The organism is Myxococcus dinghuensis, assembly GCF_024198235.1.
GTDB classification, from domain to species: Bacteria; Myxococcota; Myxococcia; order Myxococcales; family Myxococcaceae; genus Myxococcus; species Myxococcus dinghuensis.
Genome location: NZ_JAKCFB010000043.1, coordinates 51,531 through 72,996, shown reverse-complemented (window position 1 = coordinate 72,996; position 21,466 = coordinate 51,531). Strand labels below are relative to the sequence as shown.

The 21,466-nt window shown below is 68.5% G+C and carries 22 protein-coding genes and 1 pseudogene; 13 read left to right on the top strand and 10 right to left on the bottom strand.

Annotated elements, in window-relative coordinates:
- The 6 genes and pseudogenes from LZ198_RS35690 to LZ198_RS35665 all read right to left on the bottom strand — a co-directional run.
- Positions 1 to 463 (bottom strand): annotated as a pseudogene (locus LZ198_RS35690) (AT hook motif domain protein); the annotation flags it as partial.
- Positions 464 to 472: 9 nt separating this feature from the next.
- Positions 473 to 1,303: a hypothetical protein gene (locus LZ198_RS35685; RefSeq protein WP_323383239.1), complete on the bottom strand. Its 831-nt coding sequence runs from the start codon at positions 1,301 to 1,303 to the stop codon at positions 473 to 475.
- Entirely contained in the window at positions 1,279 to 1,617 is a 339-nt protein-coding gene (locus LZ198_RS35680; RefSeq protein WP_253976605.1) for a hypothetical protein, read from the bottom strand. Before LZ198_RS35680 ends, LZ198_RS35685 begins: the two co-directional genes overlap by 25 nt.
- Positions 1,614 to 2,273, bottom strand: coding sequence for a 3'-5' exonuclease (locus tag LZ198_RS35675; RefSeq protein WP_253976604.1), 660 nt, complete (start codon positions 2,271 to 2,273; stop codon positions 1,614 to 1,616). The genes LZ198_RS35680 and LZ198_RS35675 overlap by 4 nt, the downstream gene beginning before the upstream one ends.
- Positions 2,273 to 3,448, bottom strand: coding sequence for a RecB family exonuclease (locus tag LZ198_RS35670; protein ID WP_253976603.1), 1,176 nt, complete (start codon positions 3,446 to 3,448; stop codon positions 2,273 to 2,275). The genes LZ198_RS35675 and LZ198_RS35670 overlap by 1 nt, the downstream gene beginning before the upstream one ends.
- A 133-nt stretch (positions 3,449 to 3,581) precedes the next feature.
- Positions 3,582 to 4,184 carry a hypothetical protein gene (locus tag LZ198_RS35665; protein WP_253976602.1) on the bottom strand — a complete coding sequence of 201 codons (603 nt, stop codon included), beginning with the start codon at positions 4,182 to 4,184 and terminating at the stop codon, positions 3,582 to 3,584.
- A gap of 1,309 nt (positions 4,185 to 5,493) precedes the next feature.
- Between LZ198_RS35665 and LZ198_RS35660 the strand changes: the two genes are divergently transcribed.
- From LZ198_RS35660 to LZ198_RS35640, 5 genes are all read left to right on the top strand, one after another.
- On the top strand, positions 5,494 to 6,303 hold the full coding sequence (locus LZ198_RS35660; RefSeq protein WP_253976601.1) for a sigma-70 family RNA polymerase sigma factor: 810 nt from the start codon (positions 5,494 to 5,496) through the stop codon (positions 6,301 to 6,303).
- Positions 6,304 to 6,494: 191 nt separating this feature from the next.
- The gene (locus tag LZ198_RS35655) at positions 6,495 to 6,833 is read left to right on the top strand and encodes a hypothetical protein (RefSeq protein WP_253976600.1); all 339 of its coding nucleotides are present in this window, start codon (positions 6,495 to 6,497) and stop codon (positions 6,831 to 6,833) included.
- 5 nt (positions 6,834 to 6,838) lie between these two features.
- Positions 6,839 to 7,573: a hypothetical protein gene (locus tag LZ198_RS35650; RefSeq protein ID WP_253976599.1), complete on the top strand. Its 735-nt coding sequence runs from the start codon at positions 6,839 to 6,841 to the stop codon at positions 7,571 to 7,573.
- Between the two features lie 172 nt (positions 7,574 to 7,745).
- Positions 7,746 to 9,170, top strand: a complete 1,425-nt coding sequence (locus LZ198_RS35645; protein ID WP_407667493.1) for a DEAD/DEAH box helicase — start codon at positions 7,746 to 7,748, stop codon at positions 9,168 to 9,170.
- 118 nt (positions 9,171 to 9,288) lie between these two features.
- Positions 9,289 to 12,384, top strand: a complete 3,096-nt coding sequence (locus LZ198_RS35640) for a hypothetical protein (protein ID WP_253976597.1) — start codon at positions 9,289 to 9,291, stop codon at positions 12,382 to 12,384.
- Positions 12,385 to 12,510: 126 nt separating this feature from the next.
- On the opposite strand, the gene LZ198_RS35635 is transcribed toward LZ198_RS35640, so the two are convergent.
- Positions 12,511 to 12,657, bottom strand: a complete 147-nt coding sequence (locus LZ198_RS35635; RefSeq protein WP_253976596.1) for a hypothetical protein — start codon at positions 12,655 to 12,657, stop codon at positions 12,511 to 12,513.
- A 97-nt stretch (positions 12,658 to 12,754) separates the two neighbouring features.
- On the opposite strand from LZ198_RS35635, the gene LZ198_RS35630 reads away from it, so the two are divergent.
- The 5 genes from LZ198_RS35630 to LZ198_RS35610 all read left to right on the top strand — a co-directional run bounded on the left by LZ198_RS35630 (position 12,755) and on the right by LZ198_RS35610 (position 16,125).
- Complete coding sequence (locus LZ198_RS35630) at positions 12,755 to 13,315, top strand: DUF2924 domain-containing protein (RefSeq protein WP_253976595.1); 561 nt, start codon at positions 12,755 to 12,757, stop codon at positions 13,313 to 13,315.
- Positions 13,312 to 13,512, top strand: coding sequence for a hypothetical protein (locus tag LZ198_RS35625; protein ID WP_253976594.1), 201 nt, complete (start codon positions 13,312 to 13,314; stop codon positions 13,510 to 13,512). The genes LZ198_RS35630 and LZ198_RS35625 overlap by 4 nt, the downstream gene beginning before the upstream one ends.
- Positions 13,509 to 15,056 carry a recombinase family protein gene (locus LZ198_RS35620; protein ID WP_253976593.1) on the top strand — a complete coding sequence of 516 codons (1,548 nt, stop codon included), beginning with the start codon at positions 13,509 to 13,511 and terminating at the stop codon, positions 15,054 to 15,056. Before LZ198_RS35625 ends, LZ198_RS35620 begins: the two co-directional genes overlap by 4 nt.
- Positions 15,053 to 15,478, top strand: a complete 426-nt coding sequence (locus tag LZ198_RS35615) for a hypothetical protein (RefSeq protein ID WP_253976592.1) — start codon at positions 15,053 to 15,055, stop codon at positions 15,476 to 15,478. The genes LZ198_RS35620 and LZ198_RS35615 overlap by 4 nt, the downstream gene beginning before the upstream one ends.
- 113 nt (positions 15,479 to 15,591) lie before the next feature.
- Positions 15,592 to 16,125 (top strand): PspA, encoded by a 534-nt coding sequence (locus LZ198_RS35610; protein ID WP_253976591.1) that lies wholly within the window; start codon positions 15,592 to 15,594, stop codon positions 16,123 to 16,125.
- Between the two features lie 48 nt (positions 16,126 to 16,173).
- Here LZ198_RS35610 and LZ198_RS35605 read toward each other — a convergent pair whose 3' ends face one another.
- A complete protein-coding gene (locus LZ198_RS35605; protein WP_253976590.1) occupies positions 16,174 to 16,554 on the bottom strand; it encodes a DUSAM domain-containing protein in 381 nt (126 codons plus the stop codon).
- A gap of 251 nt (positions 16,555 to 16,805) precedes the next feature.
- Here LZ198_RS35605 and LZ198_RS35600 point away from each other — a divergent pair, with 251 nt between their 5' ends.
- A complete protein-coding gene (locus tag LZ198_RS35600) occupies positions 16,806 to 17,975 on the top strand; it encodes a serine/threonine-protein kinase (protein ID WP_253976589.1) in 1,170 nt (389 codons plus the stop codon).
- Positions 17,976 to 17,982: 7 nt separating this feature from the next.
- Complete coding sequence (locus LZ198_RS35595) at positions 17,983 to 18,369, top strand: hypothetical protein (protein WP_253976588.1); 387 nt, start codon at positions 17,983 to 17,985, stop codon at positions 18,367 to 18,369.
- 121 nt (positions 18,370 to 18,490) lie between these two features.
- On the opposite strand, the gene LZ198_RS35590 is transcribed toward LZ198_RS35595, so the two are convergent.
- Positions 18,491 to 18,838 (bottom strand): helix-turn-helix domain-containing protein, encoded by a 348-nt coding sequence (locus LZ198_RS35590; RefSeq protein ID WP_256560200.1) that lies wholly within the window; start codon positions 18,836 to 18,838, stop codon positions 18,491 to 18,493.
- 52 nt (positions 18,839 to 18,890) lie between these two features.
- Complete coding sequence (locus LZ198_RS35585; protein WP_253976586.1) at positions 18,891 to 19,265, bottom strand: helix-turn-helix domain-containing protein; 375 nt, start codon at positions 19,263 to 19,265, stop codon at positions 18,891 to 18,893.
- Positions 19,266 to 19,461: 196 nt separating this feature from the next.
- On the opposite strand from LZ198_RS35585, the gene LZ198_RS35580 reads away from it, so the two are divergent.
- Positions 19,462 to 21,423, top strand: coding sequence for a serine/threonine protein kinase (locus tag LZ198_RS35580; RefSeq protein ID WP_253976585.1), 1,962 nt, complete (start codon positions 19,462 to 19,464; stop codon positions 21,421 to 21,423).
- Positions 21,424 to 21,466: the final 43 nt, after the last annotated feature.

Sequence of the window (21,466 nt, the reverse complement as noted above, 5' to 3'; positions counted from 1 at the left end):
CAGGCGTGGATGGCGGCGGGAGCGGTGGTGCTTCGGCGGGCGAGGGTGGGGGAGGTAGCGCTTCGGCAGGCGCGGATGGCGGCGGGAGCGGTGGTGCTTCGGCGGGCGAGGGCAAGGGTGAGGGTGGTAGCGCTTCGGCAGGCGCGAGCGACGCGCGTTGTGCAGGCCGCGGCGGAGGGTGCGCTGCGGCGCGCACCTGCATCGCCCGTGACGTACCGGGGTGGAGGCGCTTGCGGCGGCCGAGGCAGTCGTGGTGCTCGGCGTACCGGGCAATGGCACTGTGGGCGACGCCGAAGCGCTCGGCCAGCTCGCGGAAGGAGGGGAAGCGGCGCCTCACAAGGCCGCGCGTGGTGGGCACCTCCTCGCCTTCCACGAGGAGGCGGTCCACTTCGTCGGGAGGAAACCGGGGGCCTTCCGCCTTGGTGGGGCGCCCCAGCTTCTTGAAGGGCTTCTTCGTCGCCATGGCTGCCCCTCAGCGACCTGTGGAGGGCTGCGTTGCGGCGTTGACGGCCTGGGTGCGCAGGCGCTGCATCAGCCGTGTGCGCTGGCGCTTCAGGCGCTGGTACACCCTCTCAACCTCGGCGGTGTCACCCTCGACGAGGCGGTGGGCGTAGGCGCGCAGCTTCTCGCGGCGGACGACGGTGGCCATGAGGACCTCGACGTCGCTGCGCGGCAGACTGGCCTTCGCCAGGTGGACCAGCACAGCGTCTCTCCGCACGAAGCTGTGGCGCACACTGGGCCGCCGGACGCCCTCCAGTGGCGTGGCGGGCCGGACGTCGGGTACCCACTCTGCGAGCTGCGCCGGCGAGTACGTGTCGTGCTGCTCCTCTCGCTCCTTGCGGAGGACTCGGAACACCGCGCGAGCCGTCTGCTGGCGCAGGCGGACGGCTGTCCAGTCCCACCAGCGTGAGAGGGGGAAGTTGCGGGCGACGGAGAGGAAGGTGGTGAGGACGAGTTGGTCCAGGTCCTCGCGGGGCACGGCGTTGCCGAGGAGCCGACGACGCAGGCGGCGCAACATGGGGGCGTAGGCGGCGGTGAGGGCCGCCGTCCACGCGGGGCTGGAGGCGTCCTGCAGTTCGGCCACCAGGGCTCGGGTGAGGGCTTCCCGCTCCGGGTACGTCTCCTCGCGCGTGTCACCCAACGCGGACAGCACGGATTCGAGGGTGGCATGGCGGGCGAAGGCCAGCCTCCGCGTGCGCGCAGCCGCGTAGACGGACTGGTGCCGAGAGGCGAGCGCCTCCACACGCAGCAGGCCCAGGAGCTGGCCGAACAAGTCACTCACCGAGGACGGGCCTCCCACCACTCGCGCACCAACTCGAGGAAGTCCTCCAACTGCATGGTGACGAGGGGCGGCTGCCCGTCGTCCTTGCACACGGCGAGCGGCCAGCGGCCCGGCGGGCACGTCTCCACGGCCTGGCGCATGGCCTCGCGGACGTTGGTGCGCCGGTGGGCCTTGGCCTCAAGCCAGAAACACGGCACCTCGACGTCGGACATCTCCTGCCCGGTGCGGTACTGGAGGCCGCGGCGGATGAGGGCCTCGGGCATGGCCGCGCGGAAATGGTGGACGAGGGCTCGCTCGAAATCGGCACCCTTGCGACGAGAAGAGGCGCCGCTCACGCGACACCTCCCGACTCCTCCAGCAGCCGCTCCATGTGCCCACCACGGGCCATGCGCACGGCGAGGCAGCGAGCCACCTCCAGCGCGCAGCGGGCGTCCGCCATGGCCCGGTGAGGCGAGGGCCTTTGGAGTGCGAAGCGCTTGGCCAGGGCGTTGAGGGAGAGGGACTCCACTTCGCCCGTGGCGAGCAGCGGCCATGCGAGGCTGGCGGTGTCGAGGCGGTGGTAGTCGACACGGGGCAGAGCCAGCTCGGTGCGGCGGTAGGCCTCGACGAGGAAGCTCCAGTCAAAGCTGGTGTTGTGGCCGGCCACGAGGGTGCCCGCCAGGAGCGGCGTCACGGTGGCCAAGACTTCGTGCAGGGGCAGCGCGCCCCGCCACTCCTCGTCGGAGTAGCCGCACACGGCCAGGGCCTCGGGGTGGGCGTCGGCCAGCCGGGTGGGCTGCACCCGCGCCTCGTACTCCGCCAGCACCTGGAGGCTGCGTGCGTCGACACGGAGGACGGCCACCTCCAGCACCTCGTGCCGGGAGGAGTCCAACCCCGTCGTCTCCAGGTCGATGAAGGCGAGCGTCCGCAGGTGCGCTGGAAGTCCAGGGAAGAGCGGCTGGTGGACGACAGGAGTTGGGGTGGTGTCGGAAGCAGGGTGAGCGAGCAGCACTATGCAACCTCCTTGGCCCAGAAGCGGGGCGAGTGGTGTTTGGCGGCGAGGGAGTTCAGCTCGGCCTTCAGCAATGCGACGCGTGCGGTGCCCAGGCGCTTGCCCTCGTCCTTCAGCAGCGCGTCGAGGGCCTTCTTGTCGACGCTGGCGAGGCGCTGCATCAGCTCCTCACGGGAGAGGCCGGTGGCCCGGGCAAGCACGGCGACGGTGGGCTCCAGCGGGTAGTCGAGGCTCGTGGCGTGGAACATGCGGTAGCGCGTGCCGGCGAGGACGAGTTCCTCCTGCTCGGCAAGGTGTGCCCGAAGGACGCTTTCCAGCTCCGTCTTGCGCGCGCCGAGAATCTTCGCGAGGTGGGCCACCTCCTCGCGCTCGCGGGCGACGGACTCCAAGTTGGAGGTGTCCTCGCAGACGACTTCACGCTGGCCCGTCAGGGCGCGGGCGTAGGCGGGGCAGTGGCGTCGGTGGTCGCAGTACACGCAGTTGGGGTTGAGCCGGGCGGGGAAGGACTCCGCCGTCTCCATCTGCTGGCCCAGCGTCTCGACGTAGGCGAGGGCGGCGTCCAACTGCGCCTCGGTGCGCGTCGTCTCCTGCAGCACGCCGTGGCGGAGCATCCACATGGACAGGCGCACCTTCTTGGCCCAGGGCCACATGCGGCGCGCGGCGAGGGCGTAGAGGCTGAGCTGGAGGCTTGTGTCCAGCTCCTCGCGGGTGAAGAGCTGGTGGTTGGACTTGTAGTCAATGACGTGGATTGTCTCGTCGTCCACCCAGTCGACGCGGTCGATGAAGCCGAGGATGGTGAATGGCCCCACCGGCAGGCGGAACTCCTTCTCCACGGCGAGGATGTCGCGGGCGTCCACGCGCCCCTGCTGGCGCACGAAGTCCTGGAGGAGGGAGAGGCCCTGCTGGAAGAGGTCCAGGCCCGAGAGGCCCTCGGCGGCCCACGCTTCACGGTAGAGCTGGAGGGCGCGCTCCTCGGAGAGGGGGCCGGCGGACTCGGAGTCGAGGACGTCCTGGAGGAGGCGCTCGAGGACGGCGTGCAGGGCCTTGCCGAAGCTCAACGGCACGCCGGGCTCGGCGGTGTGCTTGTCGAGGTAGTGGAGCTGGTAGGACAGCGGGCAGGACTCGAAGCGGCTGAGCCGGCTGTAAGACAGGTGCGTGTTTCGCATTCCGCTCATGGCGTGGGCCTCCTTGGGGCCGATGCGGTGGCGCGTTGCGAGACAGTCATCACGCTCTTTTCGAGAGACACATCAAGTCGAAGCAGGGAGGCAGCGTGGCCCCGTGTGCTTGTTTCACAGCAGTGGGGCGTGTTCATGGCGAGCCCTCTGCGGAGGCCGGCCGCTTCTCGAAGGACATGACGCGGGAGCCTGGGAAGGCAGACAGGACGCGCACCAGCGTGGCTGCGTGCTCAGGGGTGAGCTCCTTCCTGGCTTGGCCCGTGTAGGCCGGGACGAGCCACACCTCGCCGCATGTCTCAGCGCGGAAGCAGACCTCGGCGCCGAGGGCCTTGAAGCTGGCGATGTCCTCGTCGGTGAGGCCGCGCGGGACAGAGAGCGGGCCCTGCGCGTCCGGCTCCGTCACAACGGGAGGTGCTGCCGGCGGCGCAGGCCTGGGTGCCAGGGTGGGCTTCTTCGTGGCCGACTCGCGCAGGGGATTGCCCAGGAGATCCACCGCAGCCGGAGCGGACTTCGCCGGAGCCACGGGGACATGCGGCGCGACCTCTTCACGAGGAGGCCGGGCCTGCCGATTCACCTTCAGCCACTCGGTACAGGTGCCCACGACAGGCAGGGTGCAGGCTCCACCTGGCCGGTAGTGCAGGCAGCGCGAGCCCTCGGCGCGGACGTACGTCTCACACGTCACGCCGGGCGGGCGCTGTGAAGCGGGGGCGGGCTGGAGGAGGTGTGTCAGGGCCATGCGCGGGTGTCGGCGGCGCGTGATTGCCGATACACCCTACAAGCACTTTGTTTTGTCGATTTGGGACAAAGAATCTTTTTGCCCGATTTCTTTTTTGATTTTCGCGCAGGGACGCAGGCGACGTTGTGTGTTCACCCGGGTCCGGCCACCGCACCCGCCTGCACTGTCTCTCACCCTGTGGACAGCCCGGGACGGCTCGTGGACACGTCTCTGTCCACGGTTTTCGTGAGGGATTGCGAGGGGATGAGTGTGCGTGGACAGTGTGGACAGCTTTTGACGAGGACCCCTACGTCATGTGTGCGCGTACGCGATGGATCAATATAAAGATGCGCGCGCACATACGTGTCTCTCCCCATAAAAGCTGTCCACACTGTCCACAGTGATGTTTTTGTTAGAAAATTCATGAGGATAAGTGTGGACAGAGAGCTGTCCACAGCTGTCCACTCTGTCCACACCCGCTCATGAAGTGAAGCGATTGTGTCTGGTTGTAAAGACGCACGCGGGCGAAGCGTGCGGCGTGGGTGGATGCGTCGATGCCCTGGCTTGTGAATGGCCCGAGAACGGCCGGAAACGGCCCGCTGTCGCGAGAAAGGGGCGGGGAGGCGGGAGGAGTAGGGGCAGGACTTCTCCTGGGCTTCTGGAGGCCGCCAGGGCCCTTCGCCGGTTGCCCGGGTGATGCGGCAGCACCCTGGCTGGCTCATGGCTGACGGTTGATACATCGGGTGACACATGTTTCACGTCGCGTGGGCTCCAGCGTATGGACGGCCCGTCCACGCTCCTGCACCGTGAAACAAACTCCGGATGAGCCGTCGCCCGTGAATGCAGGCGAAGACTGCCTGGGCACGAAAGTCGCAGAGCGCCCCACATCGTGTCCCCGAATCCAGTCCGCTGCCTTTGCGGCTGGAGGCCTCGCAGGGGCGTCACCTGAAACGCGATGAGACAGGCCCCGAGTCTTCAACGGGCCCAGGGAGTGGGAAAGCCGTGTCGTTGATGCTGATGGAAGTGCGCTGCAGGCGGTGCCACCAACTGCTGGCTGTCCGTGAAGGGGAGAGTCTTCGCCTCCTAGCTGACGGCGGAACCGTCGTGGAGAGTCTTGTGGCCACCACGCTGCTCTGTCCGCAATGCAGCCCCGTCGATGGCGTGACGAGACGCACAGCCCTCCCCTATGTGTCGCGACAGGCCCCCGTCCCCGTCACCCTGTTTCCCAAGGTGTGAGAGGCGTGGGTGTCTGTGGCTGGCGTGAGGCGGCTTCAAGACGAGCCCTCGCCCAGCGTGTCCCTCAGCAGCAGTCCCTCAACCAGGAGTCGTTGTGCGCAGGCGTTGGGAGGCCCTCGGAGCGGGCTTCCGCCAATACGTGGAGAGTCAGCAGGCGCGGCACGCCTTCCGCGAGGCCCAGGCTTCGAGGCCCTCGCTGGCGGGCTTCGCGACGCCCATGGCCCTTGTCGCCTTCCTCAACCGGCGGGACGAGGATGCTGGTGCGAGGAACAGCGTCTTCGTGACGTTGGTGGCCATGGTGCAGGCCCAGGAGGAGTCCGAGTTGGCGTCAGCGCTCCTGTGGCTGGGCCTCTGGCCTGCCCTCGACGCCATTCACCGCAGGCGTCTGCGGTGCTTCGAGTCCCAGGATGAGCTCGTGTCTGCGCTCGCCGCGGCCTTCAGCGTGTTGGTGGCGCGTGTCGACCTGTCGCGGACCCAGCACGTGGCCGCAGCCCTCGTGCGTGGCACGGAGCGCGACGTCCTCAGGGAGCAGCACAAGGCATTGGGCGAGCAGCGCCTGCATGCACCTCTTGAGACGTCGTCGGACGCGGATGGCTACGAGGACGCTGCCTCGTGGCTCGGCCCATTCGAGCTGCAGACACATTCCTACGACTTCACCTTGGAGGAACTGCGCCTGTGGCTGCACCCGCGGGTAGGGGAGGACGCAGACTTGTTGGTGTCCGTCCTGGTGCTCGAAGAAGACTGCGCCGAGGCGGGCGCGCGCCTCGGCCTCGCCCCCGCGGCGGCACGAAAGCGCGTCCAGCGAGCCCTGCAGCGACTGCGGGAAAATGAAAAAGAAATCGACCGAAAAGATTGTTGTCCCAAATCGGCTCGCAGATTGGCTTGTAGGGATTGTGGATTCTGAAACAGCGGCCAGACCGGCGGGGCAGTCGAGGGTGCGGTGCCGGGTGCTGACCTCGGATGTCCCCGCTGCGTGTCACATGCCTTTGAGGGAGTGACGGGCCTTCGCCGGCCACGTCATTCGAGCCGAGACGCCACGTTGTCCGCCCCGGTGGGCAACGTCCCTTGTTGTGCCGACAGCCCAGGAAGGACGGGATGAAGACAGCCATGCGAAACAACTTCGGACGCAGTGAGGCGCACGTGCGCGTCTACACGCGCATCGACGAGCGCCGGCTCCACGTGGTGGAGCGTGGTGACTCCAGCGCGGAGGCGGATGGCCGGACACCGTGCCTCTGCCGTGAGTGCGCCGCGCCGGAGGACAACGACTACATCCGCTTGCCGGGCCTCTATCGACGGTGGGAGTTCCAGGACGTGGTGGACACCGATGCGGACTTCAATATCGAGGCGGCGGGCGCTGCGGAGGACGGTACGGAGCTGTTCGCGGTGTACCGGCGCGAGCGCCACGTCCCCACCCACTGCCAGAAGGAGGGCTGAGCACCATGACGAACATGTGGGAGCAGACGGCCGCGATGGCCAAGCAGCACGAGCAGGCTGGCGGGAGCTGGCTGAAACTGGCGAATGACGGCGACAGCGCCGTCGTCGTCTTCCTCGGGCAGCCGCACCCGCGCGGGGTGGTCTTCCTCGACAACAAGTACGTCCTCTTCGACGAGCGGTTGAAGGCGCAGGGGCACAAGTCCTCGCTCAGGGTGGCCTTCAACGTGGCCGTCTACGGTACGCGGGAGGTGCGGGTGCTGGAGCAGGCCGTCACCTTCTTCAACACGTTGATGGAGTTGCGCGCGAAGTACGGCCTCGAGAAGTGGGCGTTCGAAATCAAAAGGCGCGGGGCAGCGAAGGACCCGAAGACGACGTACTCGATTCTGCCGGACCGGCAGCTCACCGAAGAGGAGATGGCGGCCTTCCAGGCGTTGCCGCAGCACGACTTGGCCAGGCTGTACGCGGCCGAGGCCTCCGCCGCGGTGAGTGGCACGTCGCCCACGAGCGCTGTGAGTCCGAAGTCGAGCGAGCCCGTCGACGTGAGGCTCGCGCAGGCCATGGCCACGGCCCTCAAGGGACTGCCGCGCGAGGCGGTCGACAGGTTCCTCCAGAAGTTCGGAGTCCAGCGAATCCGTGACGTGCCGGCGTCGAAGGGCGAGCTGGCGCGCGCATTCGTCGATGCCCTCGTGGCCGAGTACGCCCCGGAGCGTGTCGCGGACGTGGACCCCTTCGGGCCGTGAGCGCCCTGCTGAGCCGGTTGTCGTAGCCCTGCGCGAAGGGGGCCTGCTGCGTGCCCCCGACGCGCTTCACTGAGGACACATCCGAATGGTGGAAGACTTCTCCGAAATGCACGGGGACGGGGGACGTGTTGTCTCTCGCACCCAGGACTCCAGTGTGGAGGCCGCGCCGTCCGTGCCTGCGCGCAACGCGGGGTGGGACAAGCGGACGTTGCGCGTGCGCGTGGATGCAGGGCTGCGGCTCGCGGCCGGCGACGTGCCGCCCAAGGTGCTGGAGGGCCTTTGCGGGGCGCTCTCCCTGCCCAATCCAGCCTTCCTGAAGCTGGTGCGGCTGCATAAGCGCCCCGGGGCGGAGCCCCAGACGCTGTACTTCTTCCGCCAGGAGTCGCGCGAGCTGGTGTTGCCGCGTGGGGCCATTCACCTGCTACGCCGGATTGCCGACGAGGCGGGCTACGCGCTGGCCATCGACGATGCGCGGGTGTTTCCGGAGAAGCGCCTGCCGAAGCTGCCAGAGGTGTCGCTGCGCGACTACCAGGCGGCAGCCGTGGATCGGCTGGCGAAAGCCACCCAGGGGACGGCGGTGCTGCCATGTGGCGCAGGGAAGAGCGTCCTGGCCGTCGGTGCAATCTCTCGGCTCCGCACGCCGACACTCATTCTCGTCCACACCTTGGACCTGGCGGAGCAGTGGCGAGAGCACGTGCGCGAGCGCTTGGGTCTGGAGGCGGGCCTGGTGGGCGCAGGCGAAGAGGACGTGCGTCCCGTTACCGTGGCCGTCGTCCAGTCCCTGGCCCGGTGGGAGGAGGCGAAGCTAGATGCCTTCCTCCATGGCTTCGGCCTGCTCGTTCTCGATGAGGCCCACCACATTGCCGCCAGCGCCTTCCATCGCCTGGTGGATCGCTGCCCGGCCCGCTACCGCCTGGGCCTGACGGCGACGCCCGAGCGGGAGGACGGGCTGACGCCTCTCTTGCGGCTGTACCTGGGCGCCCCCCTGGCTGTGGTGAAGCACGAGGACCTCGTTGCGCGTGGCGTGCTGGTGGTGCCTGAGGTGCGAGCCGTAGAGACGGACTTCGACTTCCCCTACGGACGCGCCGCGGACTACGCCCCCATGCTGGAGGCGCTGGCGGAGGACACGGCGCGCAACGACCTCATCGTCGGCGCCGTGGCTCGCGAGGCCTGGGCGGGCCACGTGTGCCTCGTCCTCACCGGGCGCGTAGAACACTGCGAGCTGCTGGCTCGGCGACTCTCGGCCACCGGCCTTTCGGCCGCCGCGCTGACGAGCGGGGTGTCACGTGAGGAGCGCAAGGCCCTCGTGGACAAGGCCCGCACCGGACGTATGTCCGTCCTGGTCGCCACCAGCCTGGCGGATGAGGGGCTGGACTTGCCGCGCCTCTCGCGCGTCTTCCTGGCGTACCCCGGCCGCGCGCGCGGACGCACCGTCCAGCGCCTCGGACGCCTCATGCGTCCGCACCCGGAGAAGAAGAGCGCCGTCCTCATCGACTTTGTCGACGCGAGGGTGCCGCTGCTTCGACGCCACCATGCAGAGCGCCGCCAGCAGTACGCCTCGGTGCTGGGTGTGACGGCCCGCGCCAACGCGAATTGAACCACCCCAGAGAGAGTGAACACCTTCGATGACGACACCTTCTGACACCACTCCCACTGCGCCCAACCCCGACGCCATCCGTGCCACCTGGCGGTGGCTGGCCCATGCTGTCCACGGCGTGAGCGAAGTCCGCGTCATCCGCCCGGGTGGCGGGGGCCTGGCCGGCCTGGGCTTCTTCGACGACGAGGACACCTTCGTCGCGGCATGCGTGGAGGCCAACGCTGCTGGCAACGTGTATGTGGGCATTCAGCCGCGGCCCCGGCGGCTGCTGGCGCTCGCCCCCAACGTCCTTCGCCCCTTGGGAAGTGGTGCGGGCAGCAAGGACATCGAGGTGGTGACGGCCACGGTGGTGGACCTGGACCCGGTGCGCCCCAAGGACACGGCCAGCACGGAGGAGGAGCTCGCCCTGACGCTTGAGGTGGCGGAGTCCGCCGCGGCTTGGTGTGAAGGGCAGGGACTCCTCCGGCCTCGGCTGATGATGAGTGGCAACGGGGCGCAGCTCTGGTTCGCCTTGCCGCCGCAGTCGTTGGAGGGGGAGGGGCACGAGCGTGTGCAGGCGGGCCTGAAGGCCTTCGAGGCCGAGGTGCGCGCTCGCTTCGCCACTGAGCGCGTGCGCGTGGACTCCATCCACGACGTGGCCCGTGTCATCAAGGTGGTGGGCACCGTCAGCCGGAAGGGCTCAGGGACAGCGGAGCGGCCCCACCGAGTCGCTCGCGTGCTCGCCAGCTTCGAGCGCGTGGAGGACGCGCAGCTTCTGGAGCGCCTGCTGAGCGCGCCGGTGCCGCAGCCGGTGGAGCGCGTTCCCCGGCCCGCGCAAGTGGCGCTGCCCCTGGCGCCCTCCGCCTCGGCGCAGCAGGGAGCGGCGAAGGCCCGCCGGACGGAGACGGGAGAGTACGACTGGGCGCAGCCGGTGGAGATGTGCGGCCCGGTGCAGCGTCTGTGGGAGCAGGGGGCGGAGGACCGGAGCGTCGCCATCTTCAACATGGTGCGCTTCTTCGCGCACAAGCAGCTCAGCCTCGATGAAGTCACTGAGCTCGTACTGGAGTACGACCGCCGGGGCTTGGGGAAGCTGAAGGGGCGAGACGGCAGGGCGTACATCGCCAAGGCCTACGAGAAGGTGATGGCGACGGCCCGCGAGGATGGCGCCGTGGCGCCGCCCTGCCACGCCCTCCAGGGGATGGGCTTCTGCCGCGTCAACCGCGAGCCGGACGTGCGCTGCGAGCTGTACGACGTCGTCTTCGATATTGAAGCGGCCGTGGAGGACTTGGCCACCGTGCCGGCCCAGGAGGTGGAGTACCGCCTCAAGCCGATTCTGGAGGCGATTGCCCACCGTCCGCCGTCCGCGCAGGAGCGCTACCTGGCGCTGCTGGAGGTGCGCACCGGCCTGGCCGCGCAGAAGCTGCGGCTGTCCATGGCCCGTGCCGTGCGCACGTCAGCGGCGAGCGAGAGCGCGGACTCCAAGGGAGGAGAGAAGGGCAGCAGCGGCGACGACACCATCGACGGCGAGGTGTACGAGGACGCGTACTGCTACTACACGGTGACGCAGCGGGGCGAAGCGAAGGCCATTTCTTCCTTCACCTTCACGCCCAGAGCCGTTGTCGAAACCGAGGAGGGGGAGGTGTTCCTCGGGGATGTCCGCACGGACAAGGGGGCCTGCATGGAAGGGGCACGGCTGCCGCGGCGGGCCTTCCACTCGCGCAAGGAGCTGCTGAATCACCTGCCCTCCGTCCACACGCAATGGACGGGCAGCGACAACAACGTGCAGGGCCTGCTGCGCGTGGTGGCGCGCCGGCCGGTGCCGCGGTTGCCGGGCACCACCACGCTGGGGGACTTCAAGCGGGGAGCGCACCACGTCTGGGTGGCACCCGGATGCACCATTGGGGTGGGGGGCTTCCTGGCGGACGCCCCCGTGGCGTACCTGCCGAATGGCACCTCGCTGGAGTCGCGCATCCGGTACGAGGCCACGGACGACGACTCCTTCCACAACGTGGCGAGCGCGGTTTTCGAGTGCCTGCTCAAAATCAACACGCCCCAGGTGGTGCTCCCCATCCTGGGGTGGTTCTTCGCCACGCCGATGAAGCCGCGCCTCATGGAGAAGGTGGGCTCCTTTCCGCTCCTCTTCATCCACGGGACGCAGGGCAGCGGCAAGTCGAGCATGTGCACGGACGTCTTCTGGCCCCTCTTCGGGGTGCCCTCGGCCGACGCGTACAGCGTGACGGAGACGGAATTCGCCCTCGTGAAGCTGCTGTCCGCCACGCGCTCCGTGCCGGTGGTGGCCGACGAGTACAAGCCCTATGACATGCCGCTGCACCGGCTGCAGTTGCTGCACCGCTACATGCGGCGCCTCTACCGCGGGGAGACGGAGGAGCGCGGCCGCTCCGACTTGTCGGTGGTGAGCTACCGGCTGCACGCGCCGCTGTGCGTGGCAGGTGAGACACGTCCCACGGAGGCCGCTCTCCTCGAGCGCCTTCTCACCGTCAACCCGGAGAAGGCGACGCTGAAGCGCCGCGACTGCCGGGCGGCCTTCCGTGCATTGACGTCCGTCAACCTGGCCCTCTTCGCGCCTCGGTACATTCAATTCTGCCTGGGGCGAGACTTCGACAAGGACTTCCAGGTGGCCCGGATGGTGGCGGACGTCCTCCTCGAGGGACGGGAGGTGCCTCCGCGCGTCGCTGACAACGTGGTGGCCATGCTTCTGGGACTGCACCTCTTCGAGCAGTTCGCCCAGGAGTGTGGTTACGTGCTGCCCAAAGACTTGGGGGCCCGCGAAGCAGTCGACGCGGTGCTGGCGGACCTCCTCGAGACGGAGGCCGGGGTGAAGAATGCCCTCGACATCTTCCTCGAGATGCTGGGCGTCATGGCCGTTCAAGGAGAGCTGCGGCACCGGGTGCATTACGTCTTCGAGGGCGAGCGCCTCTGCCTGCACCTGGAGAGTGCGTATGACGCCTTCCGCGCCCACTGCAAACGCATCGACTACGAGGGCGAGGTGGTGGACACGAGGGCCCTGCGGCGCCTGTTGCATGAGAACCATCGCGAGGGCGGCTATGTCGTAGCCCTGAATGAACGCGTCTGCTTCGACGGGAGGATGAACCGTCGCCGCGCCGTGGTGATGGACTTGTCTCGCACGCGCCTCGTCTCTGTGGAGGACTTCCCTCACACCCACGACTGGCGTGCGCGCAACAACGACGACGCGGCGGAGGATGCCAACGGATAACCCGCCCAGGAGGTGGGTGCCCTGCGGCCGGTAGCCGTGGGGCGTGGGCCTGTCCCCCAATGCTTGAAGGTGGCTCTTGTCATGGTGATGACGCCGCGAGTGTCGACGCAGGACGAGGTAGAGGATTCATCCAGGGGGCGGCCCAGCACTCAGCGGCAGCGCTGTGAAGATGCCGTCGACGTGCTGTCCGAAGCCCTCTGGGAGTTGTGGCTGCGCCGTCACGCACAGCCGCAACGACAGGCGCCCGTCCGAGGCGCCGAGGAGCGTGTGCATGGCTGAGCCGCGGACTCTCGACTTGTCTTCTCCCGGGGACAGAGCGTCCATGGGTTTTGCCCGAGGGCGTGGTGCCCCGGACGAAGGAGACAGCACCATGTCGAAGAGAGGGGCTGCGCGCGCCGCGCGCAACCAGTTGGCGGACCTGCCGCAGCAGGTGGCCGCGCTGGCCAGCATGTCGGTGCCGGAGCTGGCGGCGAAGTACCTGGAGGTGTACGGCGAGCCCACGCGCAGTCGCAACCGGGACTACTTGAGGAAGCGCCTGGCCTATCGGATTCAGGAGCTGGCCGAGGGCGGCCTCTCCGCGCGGGCCGTCGCACGCATTGCCGAGCTGGGCGACAAGCTGCCGGAGCGCTGGAGGATGCGGCAGGAGGCGGAGACGAGGCCCTCCGCGCCACCGCCTCCTCCGACACCGTCCGACGGGCGCGCCGCTGCCGCCGATGGCCGCGACGCGCGCCTGCCGCCTCAGGGCACGGTGCTGACGCGCATGTACAAGGGCGCGCAGCACCGGGTGACGGTGCGCGAGGGCGGCATCGAGTACGAGGGCCGGCTCCACCGAAGCCTCTCCAGCGTGGCGAAGCTGATTACGGGCACGGCCTGGAATGGCTTCACCTTCTTCGGCCTGAAGGACGGCGGCTCGAAGGCGGTGGCGCGATGAGCGGCCCCTCCTTCTTCCAGACGTACATGGGGCAGCGCTTCTACGAGACGACGATGCCGGGGCTCGTCCGTGAGTTGAAGCGCCTCAACGACAACCTGGAGCGACTGGTGGCCGCGGCGGAGCAGCTCACCGGAAACAAGCCGTCGCCGAGCGGCGAGCCTCGGGAGCAGATGCCCGGGGATTCGGAGGGGAGATGAGGAAGAGCAAGTTGCCGCCCGCGGCCGTGAAGCGCTGCGCCGTCTACACGCGCAAGTCCACCGCCGCGGGCCTGGAGATGGAGTTCAGCTCGCTGGACGCGCAGCGCGAGTCCTGTGTCGCCTACGTGCAGCGCCAGCCCGGTTGGGCGTTGGTGGATGAGAGCTACGACGACGGCGGCTTCACCGGCGCCAACATGGAGCGGCCTGCCTTCCAACGGTTGCTCCAAGACGTGGACGCGCAGCGGGTGGACGTGGTGGTGGTGTACAAGGTCGACCGTCTCTCCCGCAGCCTCCTCGACTTCGCGAAAGTCATGGAGCGCTTCAATGCAGCGGGCGCGTCCTTCGTCTCCGTCACGCAGAACTTCTCCACCGCCGACGCGATGGGGCGCCTCACCCTCAACATGCTGATGTCCTTCGCCGAATTCGAGCGGGAGATGATTAGCGAACGAACGCGGGACAAGGTGGCCGCCGCGCGGCGCAAGGGGAAGTGGACGGGAGGGCGCGCGCCGCTGGGCTACGAGGTGAAGGACAAGCGCCTCCAGGTGAATGAGTACGAGGCGGTGGTGGTGCGGGAGGCCTTCGAGCTGTACCTCCAGCACCAGCAGGCCTCGGCGGTGGCGCGTCGCCTCAATGAGCTGGGGCGCACGACGAAGCGGTACGAGGCCCAGAGCGGCGCCACGCGCGCGGCCCGGAAGTGGACGACGCAGGATGTGCTGCGCCTCTTGAGAAGTCCCCTGTACGCGGGCTTGGTGCCGTATGGCGACGAGGCGCACCCAGGCGAGCACCCGCCCATCGTGGACAGGGCCACCTTCTACCAGGTGCAGGACATGCTGGAGGGCCCCGGCCTCCAGTCCCACGGGCGTAACCCAGCCTACGTGCTTCGGGGCCTGTTGCGCTGCGGCCTCTGTGGCGAGGCGATGACACCCGGCAGCACGCGCAAGGGGGAGCGCGAGTACCGTTACTACCGCTGCACCACCCGGGACAAGCAGGGGAAGAAGGGGTGCCGGGCTGCGCCCTTGCCGGGGCCTGCCCTGGAGGACTTCGTCGTCGCGAGACTCCGAGCAGTCTCAGTCGGTGAGGGCTTCGCGGCGCAGGTACACGCCCGCCTCACGGCGCGCATGGAAGAGAAGCACCAGGCGCTCCGGGCCGAGCGCGCGCAGCTCCCGAGGGACTTGGCCAAGCGCGCCGGGGAGTCCTCGAAGTGGGTGGACTCCCTGTCGAAGCTGGAGGGCCCCGCGCGGCGCCTCGTCGAGGAGAAGCTGACGGCCTCGGAGGAGGAGGTCGCCGGCATGAAGAAGCGGCTGGCGGAGGTGGAGCGCGCCCTGGACGCCACGGAGGGGGAGCGGTTGGAGGCCGCGTGGGTGGCCCAGGCCTTGGCGGACTTCGACGCGGTGTGGGATGCCCTCACCGCTACGAATCGGGGGCGCCTGCTGCGGGCCCTCGTTGGCCGGGTGGTGGTGAACGAGACGACGGGCCAGGTGGACGTCTACCTGGCCCATGCCAGCGAGGCCGCTGCGCCCGGGCGCGAGGAGGTGGCCGCGTGAGCGCGAGCCCCCAAGCCCAGCCGGCGCAGACGGGCCTCGTCAGCGCGACGTTCCACCGTGTGCGTCGTCGGGCGCAGGTGCGCTTTCGAGAGGGGGTGCCACCTTCGCCACGAAAGGCGTCGCGCCGGCCGGCGCGTGTCGCGCGAATGCTGGCCCTGGCGCACCATGTGGAGTCCGCCATTGAGAGGGGCCTGGTGGCGAGCGCGGCGGACGTCGCAGGCCAGTTGGGCTTTACCCGGGCGCGTGTGACGCACCTGCTGGACTTGCGGCTGCTGGCGCCCGACATCCAGGAGGAGGTGCTGCTCCTCGAGGCCGTGGACGGGAAGGAGCTGCTCAGCGAGCGAGTCCTCCGGGCCGTTGCACACGCGGGGACGTGGGAGGTGCAGCGCGAGCGCTGGCGCGAGGTGAAAGCTTCATTCTGAGACGGGAGTCCGAATGCCAGGACTCCTTGGTGTAGCGTGAGTGCAACGGGTTGTCAGGAGTGTTGAAGAATCGGCGGGCTTCAGTGGCCCGCGAGGAAAGCGAGCAGGCGCACATGCAGAGCGACATGAAGGGCATTGTCCAGGCTGCGGTTGAGGAGGCGGTGGAGAAGGCGATGGGCCGCCAGTTGGAGCTGATGGAGGGACAACTGGAGTTGCTGGGCAGGATTGCTCAATTCCTCGGCATTGAGGCGAGCCCGACGCGCGTCGCGTCCGCGAGAAAGCGCACCCCAGCCCCCGAGTCGGTGCCCGCGCCGAGGCGGCCGTCCTCGGTGCCCGTGCGCAAGTGGGTGAAGTCGCAGGCCGCGTCGAAGCCTGCGAAGCTCGGGCCCGCCCCCCAGAAGCGCCGGGGGCGCCCACGCGGAGCGGGACGCGCAGCGACGCCCGCGCCCGCCGCCACCAGCGCCAGTCCCGGCCCCGCGACGCCCGGCTCCTACGTGGAGGGACAGGAGGTGCGCTACAAGCAGGGGCGGGGCGCTTTCACGGCGAAGGTGACGGCCGTCGACGAGAAGGCGAAGACGGTGACGTTGGCCCGCGTCTCCGACGGTAGGCCGGTGGTGCGCCCCTTTGACAAGGTGACGCCCGCCTGAGTGGGGCCGCGAAGCGCCCTCTTGTGAGGGCGCTCCTGCGGCACGTTGTCACGGCTCGTCGGCCATGGCTTCGAGCTGCCCCTGGGCGAGGGCGCGGTAGTGAGGTACGACTTCCACGGCGAGCACGTCCCGCATCTGCTGGCGGGCGCTCGCCAATTCCCCCTGGTCCTTGTGCTGGTACATCCGGTGCAGCGCGTCCATGAGGCGGCGAGTGCCCTCGCGAATGCGCCGCGACTCCTCATCCAAGAGGCCCAGCGCCCCCTCTTCCGTGGCGAGCGCGCTCTTGGCTTCGCTGGCGCTGATGCCCACCTCGGCGGCTGTGCGCTTCAGCAGCGCCTTTTCCTTGGGCGTGAAGGGCAGGTGCCCTCCTTCAGTGGAGACACGACGCGCCAGTGCGCGAATCGGCCCCCAGTCAATGGCTTTACTCACGGGTCAACTTTCCTTTACCAACGGCCAGGGCCCACAGGTGAAGCCAGGGCTGGGGCGCCATGCACCCAGGAGAGATGCGCCTGGGGCTGCGGACTGTCCGCTGCGAGTTGCAGTGGGCTTCACAGGATTGGAGGGTCATGCTAGTTCATGGTCAAGTCAACTAGACCTTTTGGTGTCTCCGTGCGGAGTGCGGTGACGACGAGGTCCGTTGGCCGTGAATCCGCGCCCTGTCTTCAGGAGGAAGCACCGCCATGCCGAAGCGTTCGGATGATGAAGTGACGACGGAGGACTTTCCGTCCAGCCTCCCGGCCCTGCCGTCACGCGGTACACCGCACGTCCACTTCGAGGTGGAAGGCGTGCGGTACGAAGGCGTGAGGGAGTTGGAGGTGCGCCCGAATGGCGAGCGGCTCCTGGAGGTGGAGCGGCGCGTGGCGGACGGTGTGCTGTCGGGCCCCTGCCTGATCCGCCAACTCGCCAACCCCGTCACCTTCATTCAGCGGCAGAGAATGTACGAGGAGGTGCAGTTGGCCTTCCGTCTCAACCACCCCAACATCGCTCAAATCTTCCACGCGCGGGCGGATGACTTGGAGGATGCCGCTTACGCCGTCATGGAGTACGTGGGTGGGCCCTCGCTCGAGACGCTGGTGTGCGCGGCGCTGGTGCGAGGGCAGCCCCTCTCGGAGGGGTTCGGCTTGTACGTGGGGGCGGAGGTGGCGGACGCGCTGCACTACGCGCACACGCTGACCTCGGAGAAGGGGGTTCCCCTGGGCATCATCCACCGCGACGTGAGTCCCCGGCACATCGCCTTGGGGCTCCACGGGGAGGTGAAGGTGTTGGACTTCGGCGCGGCCTACTCGGTGATGGTGGGACGCGAGGAATCGCCGGAGACGCTGCTGCGAGGGGACGTCGCGTACTGCTGCCCCGAATACCTGCGCAGGGAGAAGCTGACGCCGCGCTCCGATGTCTTCAGCCTGGGGGTGATGCTGGTGGAAGTCCTCACGTGCAGGCACCTCTTCGAGGTGCATGACGTCCCGGGGGTGGTGGCGAAGCAGACGCGGTTGCGCACGGAGGTGCCGCCCTCGCTGCCGCTGCACCAGATGCAGGCCCTCATGGAGACGTTCGACTTGGACGTCGTCGAGAAGGCGGTGGCCCACCTCAACGAGGACCTCAAGGCCGTGCTGCACACCGCGCTGCGTCTCAACCCCGAGGAGCGCTTCGCGACGGCAGCGGACATGCGGGATGCGCTGCGGGGCATTGCCCACGCTCGGCTCCGCGAGCCCTATGGGCGTGCCGAGGCCGCCAAGGAGGCGGCACGTGTCGTGTCGGAGGGAGGGAAGCTGCGGGACCAGGTGGAGTTCGGCGAGGCCGGCCGCTACCCGGCGGGCCTGGATGCGCACGAGTTGGGCCTCAAGAGGGAGTAGGCCGCCGATGCTCTGCTTCCGTGTCCTGCGCAATGGCCGGCACCTCACCACCGCGGGGGGGCCGGACTTCGGTGTCCTCACCACCATCCTGACGTGGGTGCGCCGCCCCGACGATGCGACTCGCGACAACCCGGAGCTGGGCCTCCATGTGGGGGGCTCCGTGGGCAGGGAGTACCGAGAGCACCTGAAGTGGTCTTACGCCAACGACATCCGCGCGGGCGACGTCCTCACGGTGGAGGTGCGTGAGGACTTGGAGGCCGACCCTCCGAAGGAGCGGCGTCTCGACGAGGAAGCGGGGCTGGACGATGTGGCCCGCCTCCAACTGAGGAAGAAGAGTCTGGAGGCGCAGCTCGCCGACGTGAATGAGGAGTTGCGGGAGCGCGGCGCGGCGTAGGGGACGCCTCCTTCGTCGGGAGGCTGTCGCCGCAGGAGGCGCTCGCGCTGGTGCAGGGCCCCGGTATGAGGTCCTGCACCCCGCGCTTGCGCTCTCTAAGCGAGGCGCTCACGAAGCTGTTTCAGCGGGCCAGCTCGGTGGCGACGTGGAGCAGGGCGTCCATCTTCCCTGCGTCGAGCTTCCGCGCGACGAAGATGAGCCGGCGCAACGTGGTGTCGTCCTCTGGCCGAGCCCGGCCTCCTCCGCCCGAGGACTCGGTGAGGCCCATCAGGTCCTCCGGGGAGACCATCAACTCGATGCACAGCTTCTTCATCGTCTCGACGCTGGGAATCATGAGCCCGCGTTCGATTCTGCTGTAGACGACAGAATTCAGTCCGACGCGTTCCGCGACCTGAACCTGCGTCAGACTCATCTGCTCTCGAGCAAGGCGGACGATGCCGCCAAGGTGGCCTGCGAGTTGTTGGTCCATAGGTACAGGGGAGTATACCTGAGTTGTGCGTTGTCGAGGGACTTCGATTCCGTCAGCGCACGTTCGACAGGAGCTGAACGAGGGCAAGGGCCTGTCGTCCATCCATCAGCCGCACGCGACGTCGCAGGGCCTCCCTGGCGGTAGCGCCCATCCCCGGTGGCAGGCTGGTGGGGAAGCCCAGCAGCTCGTTGGGCGTGGCACTGACGGCGGTGCAGAGCCGGAACAGCGTCTGAACGCTGGGAAGCATGAGTCCGCGTTCGAGCCGGCTGTAGGCGTTGCGGGAGATGGAGACGAGCTTCGCTACCTCTGTCTGCCGCAGGCCCGCGCGGAGGCGGGCCGCGCGCAGGGCCTCGCCGATGACAGCAGGCAGAGGGCGGGCATGTTGCTGTGGAGGCAGGAAGGTGAGGACGTCAGGAGGGAGGCGCATTCCGAATAAACTGTACCTTCAAGTCTAATTGACTCAACCATTGAGTCTCGGCGCTTCCCGGGCTGGTGGTTGGGAGTGGGGGAAGACTTCGCGCGATTTCCCTGGGCTTCTGGTAGCGTGGGCCGGCGCCGGGAGGGAGTCGCATGCGCGTGGCCACAGTCCCGCTGTCCTACAGAGTCGCCCGGAGGAAGTCGCCATGAGGGAGAATGGCCCCCCGGCCGTCCTGTCCCCTGGGGATGTGGTGAAGGGCTACACCGTGGTGCGGCAGTTGGACCGGGGTGGCTTTGGCACGGTGTACCTCGCAACGAATGATGGGCAGCCCTGCGCGCTGAAGCTGGTGGAGCGGCAGCGGGTGGAGGGCCGGGTGGAGAAGGAAGTCTCGATCCTCTTGCGCCTGACGCACCCCAACGTGGTGGGGATTCGCGGCTTCTCCTACTGGCAGGCCGGCGAGCGCGACTACGCCCTCATCGCCATGGAGTACGTGGAAGGGCGGAAGCTGAGCGAGTGGGTGAAGGAGGAGAACCCCTCGGCGCGTCAGGTGGCGAAGGTGACGCTGGACGTGGCGCGGGCGCTGGAGGCCTCGCACGCGGCGGGAGTGGTGCACCGGGACGTGAAGGACGCCAACGTCATGGTGCGCGACGCAGACGGCCTGGCGGTGCTGGTCGACTACGGCATTGGGGACTACAGAGGCGCGCCCGGCGTCACCCAGTCCCTGCTGCCGCCCGGGACAATGGAGTACCGGCCCCCCGAGGCATGGCTCTTCTGGCGGCAGCACTTAGGCCAGCAGTCGGGTGCCCGCTACGTGTCCGTCCCCTCCGACGACATGTGGGCGCTGGGCACTGTCCTCTACCGCCTCCTCACCGCGAGACTGCCCTTCGACGCCGGAAGGGACGAGGAGTACGTCGAAGGCGTCATCGGCAAGGCGCCTGTGCCCCCTCACCTCGCCAACCGCTTTGTCCCGGTGCAGTTGGGCACGCTGTGCATGCAACTGCTGGAGAAGGAGCCTGCGGCGCGCCCCGACGCGAGCGCTGTCTGTGCAGCCCTGGAAGAGCTCCTGGCCGGGGCGGAAGGGGAGGCGTGGGACACGCCCTTGTTCGACGCGTATGGCCCGAACGCGGCCACCACGGAGAACGAGGGCGAGGCGGAGAAGTTCGCTCGCTGGGCGAAGCGGCCCCTGAGCCAGATGCGTCGTGGCAAGGCGCTTGGACCGGGCCTGCCGGCAGTCCTGGGCGAAGGCGTGCCTGCGGGATTGGTCCCCGAGGCCCCGCTGGCGCCTGAGGCCCTGCGGCCCGTGGAGGCGCAGGGGCCGAGCCTGCCGCACGAGGCGGGGGCGGAGGCCGCACCTGCGGCGGAACCCCCGGAGGTGGCGCCCATGGCCCCCGTGGCCGAGGCGGGGCGGCGCTCGTTCCTCTCGCGGCTGAGGATGGGACGTGTGCTGGGCGCGGGGCTGCTGGCCGGCGGGTTGGCCGCAGGGGCACTCCTCTCGCAACAGACGCCTCTGCCACCGGGGCCCCAGACCTCCTCGGTGGCAGGTCAAGAAGTAGCGGCATATGCCAAGAAACCACAAGCTGCCCGAGCCGCAGCTCCCACCGGGCCGGAGGCAACACCTGCGGCCGTCGCGCTTCCCGCGACGTATACCGAGGTGACTGCCACCGTGACCACACCCAACAGTGACACCCCTTCCTCCTCGCCAGCGCCCGCCAAGAGGGCCACGAAGGCCGTTGGCCCTGGCCTGGCGACGACGGCCCTCTGCATGACGCTGGCCTGCTCCGGTGCCCAGGTGCGCCCTGCCCCCGAGCCCGAGCCGTGCCCGGAGGGAAGCGCCAAGGGCATGAAGGTGCTGGGCATGGATATCGGGGACAAGGAGGGGGCGAGCTTCGTCCGGGGGGAACAAAAGTACGTCACGGTGAGGGAAGGCTCGGTACAGATTGTTGTGGGGTCGGACTACGCCACGCTGTCTGGACGGGTCTTTGTGAGTGATCGCCTCTATGGCCGACTGACGCGCGCGCGATTTCGCGGAGCGAGCTACCCCGTGTGCCTGGAGGTTTTGGACACCTCTCTCAACCGCGGACTGACGATAAAGGAAGGGGGAGGGGATTCGGGAAAGGCCCGCGTGTACTCAGCCATTTTTGTCAAGGCAGTGAGCGAGTTTGAATGACAGGTTTACAGACTCCCGTGAGTCGCCAGCGGTGTCGCCGCTG

Excerpts from the sequence above, each read along its gene's own strand:
- LZ198_RS35650 (WP_253976599.1), top strand. The coding sequence starts at position 6,839 with ATGACGAACATGTGGGAGCAGACGGCCGCGATGGCCAAGCAGCACGAG.
- LZ198_RS35665 (WP_253976602.1), bottom strand. The coding sequence starts at position 4,184 with ATGGCCCTGACACACCTCCTCCAGCCCGCCCCCGCTTCACAGCGCCCG.
- LZ198_RS35630 (WP_253976595.1), top strand. The coding sequence starts at position 12,755 with ATGTCGAAGAGAGGGGCTGCGCGCGCCGCGCGCAACCAGTTGGCGGAC.
- LZ198_RS35670 (WP_253976603.1), bottom strand. The coding sequence starts at position 3,448 with ATGAGCGGAATGCGAAACACGCACCTGTCTTACAGCCGGCTCAGCCGC.
- LZ198_RS35580 (WP_253976585.1), top strand. The coding sequence starts at position 19,462 with ATGAGGGAGAATGGCCCCCCGGCCGTCCTGTCCCCTGGGGATGTGGTG.
- LZ198_RS35590 (WP_256560200.1), bottom strand. The coding sequence starts at position 18,838 with ATGGACCAACAACTCGCAGGCCACCTTGGCGGCATCGTCCGCCTTGCT.
- LZ198_RS35655 (WP_253976600.1), top strand. The coding sequence starts at position 6,495 with ATGAAGACAGCCATGCGAAACAACTTCGGACGCAGTGAGGCGCACGTG.
- LZ198_RS35625 (WP_253976594.1), top strand. The coding sequence starts at position 13,312 with ATGAGCGGCCCCTCCTTCTTCCAGACGTACATGGGGCAGCGCTTCTAC.
- LZ198_RS35610 (WP_253976591.1), top strand. The coding sequence starts at position 15,592 with ATGCAGAGCGACATGAAGGGCATTGTCCAGGCTGCGGTTGAGGAGGCG.
- LZ198_RS35620 (WP_253976593.1), top strand. The coding sequence starts at position 13,509 with ATGAGGAAGAGCAAGTTGCCGCCCGCGGCCGTGAAGCGCTGCGCCGTC.
- LZ198_RS35600 (WP_253976589.1), top strand. The coding sequence starts at position 16,806 with ATGCCGAAGCGTTCGGATGATGAAGTGACGACGGAGGACTTTCCGTCC.
- LZ198_RS35585 (WP_253976586.1), bottom strand. The coding sequence starts at position 19,265 with ATGCGCCTCCCTCCTGACGTCCTCACCTTCCTGCCTCCACAGCAACAT.
- LZ198_RS35595 (WP_253976588.1), top strand. The coding sequence starts at position 17,983 with ATGCTCTGCTTCCGTGTCCTGCGCAATGGCCGGCACCTCACCACCGCG.
- LZ198_RS35635 (WP_253976596.1), bottom strand. The coding sequence starts at position 12,657 with ATGCACACGCTCCTCGGCGCCTCGGACGGGCGCCTGTCGTTGCGGCTG.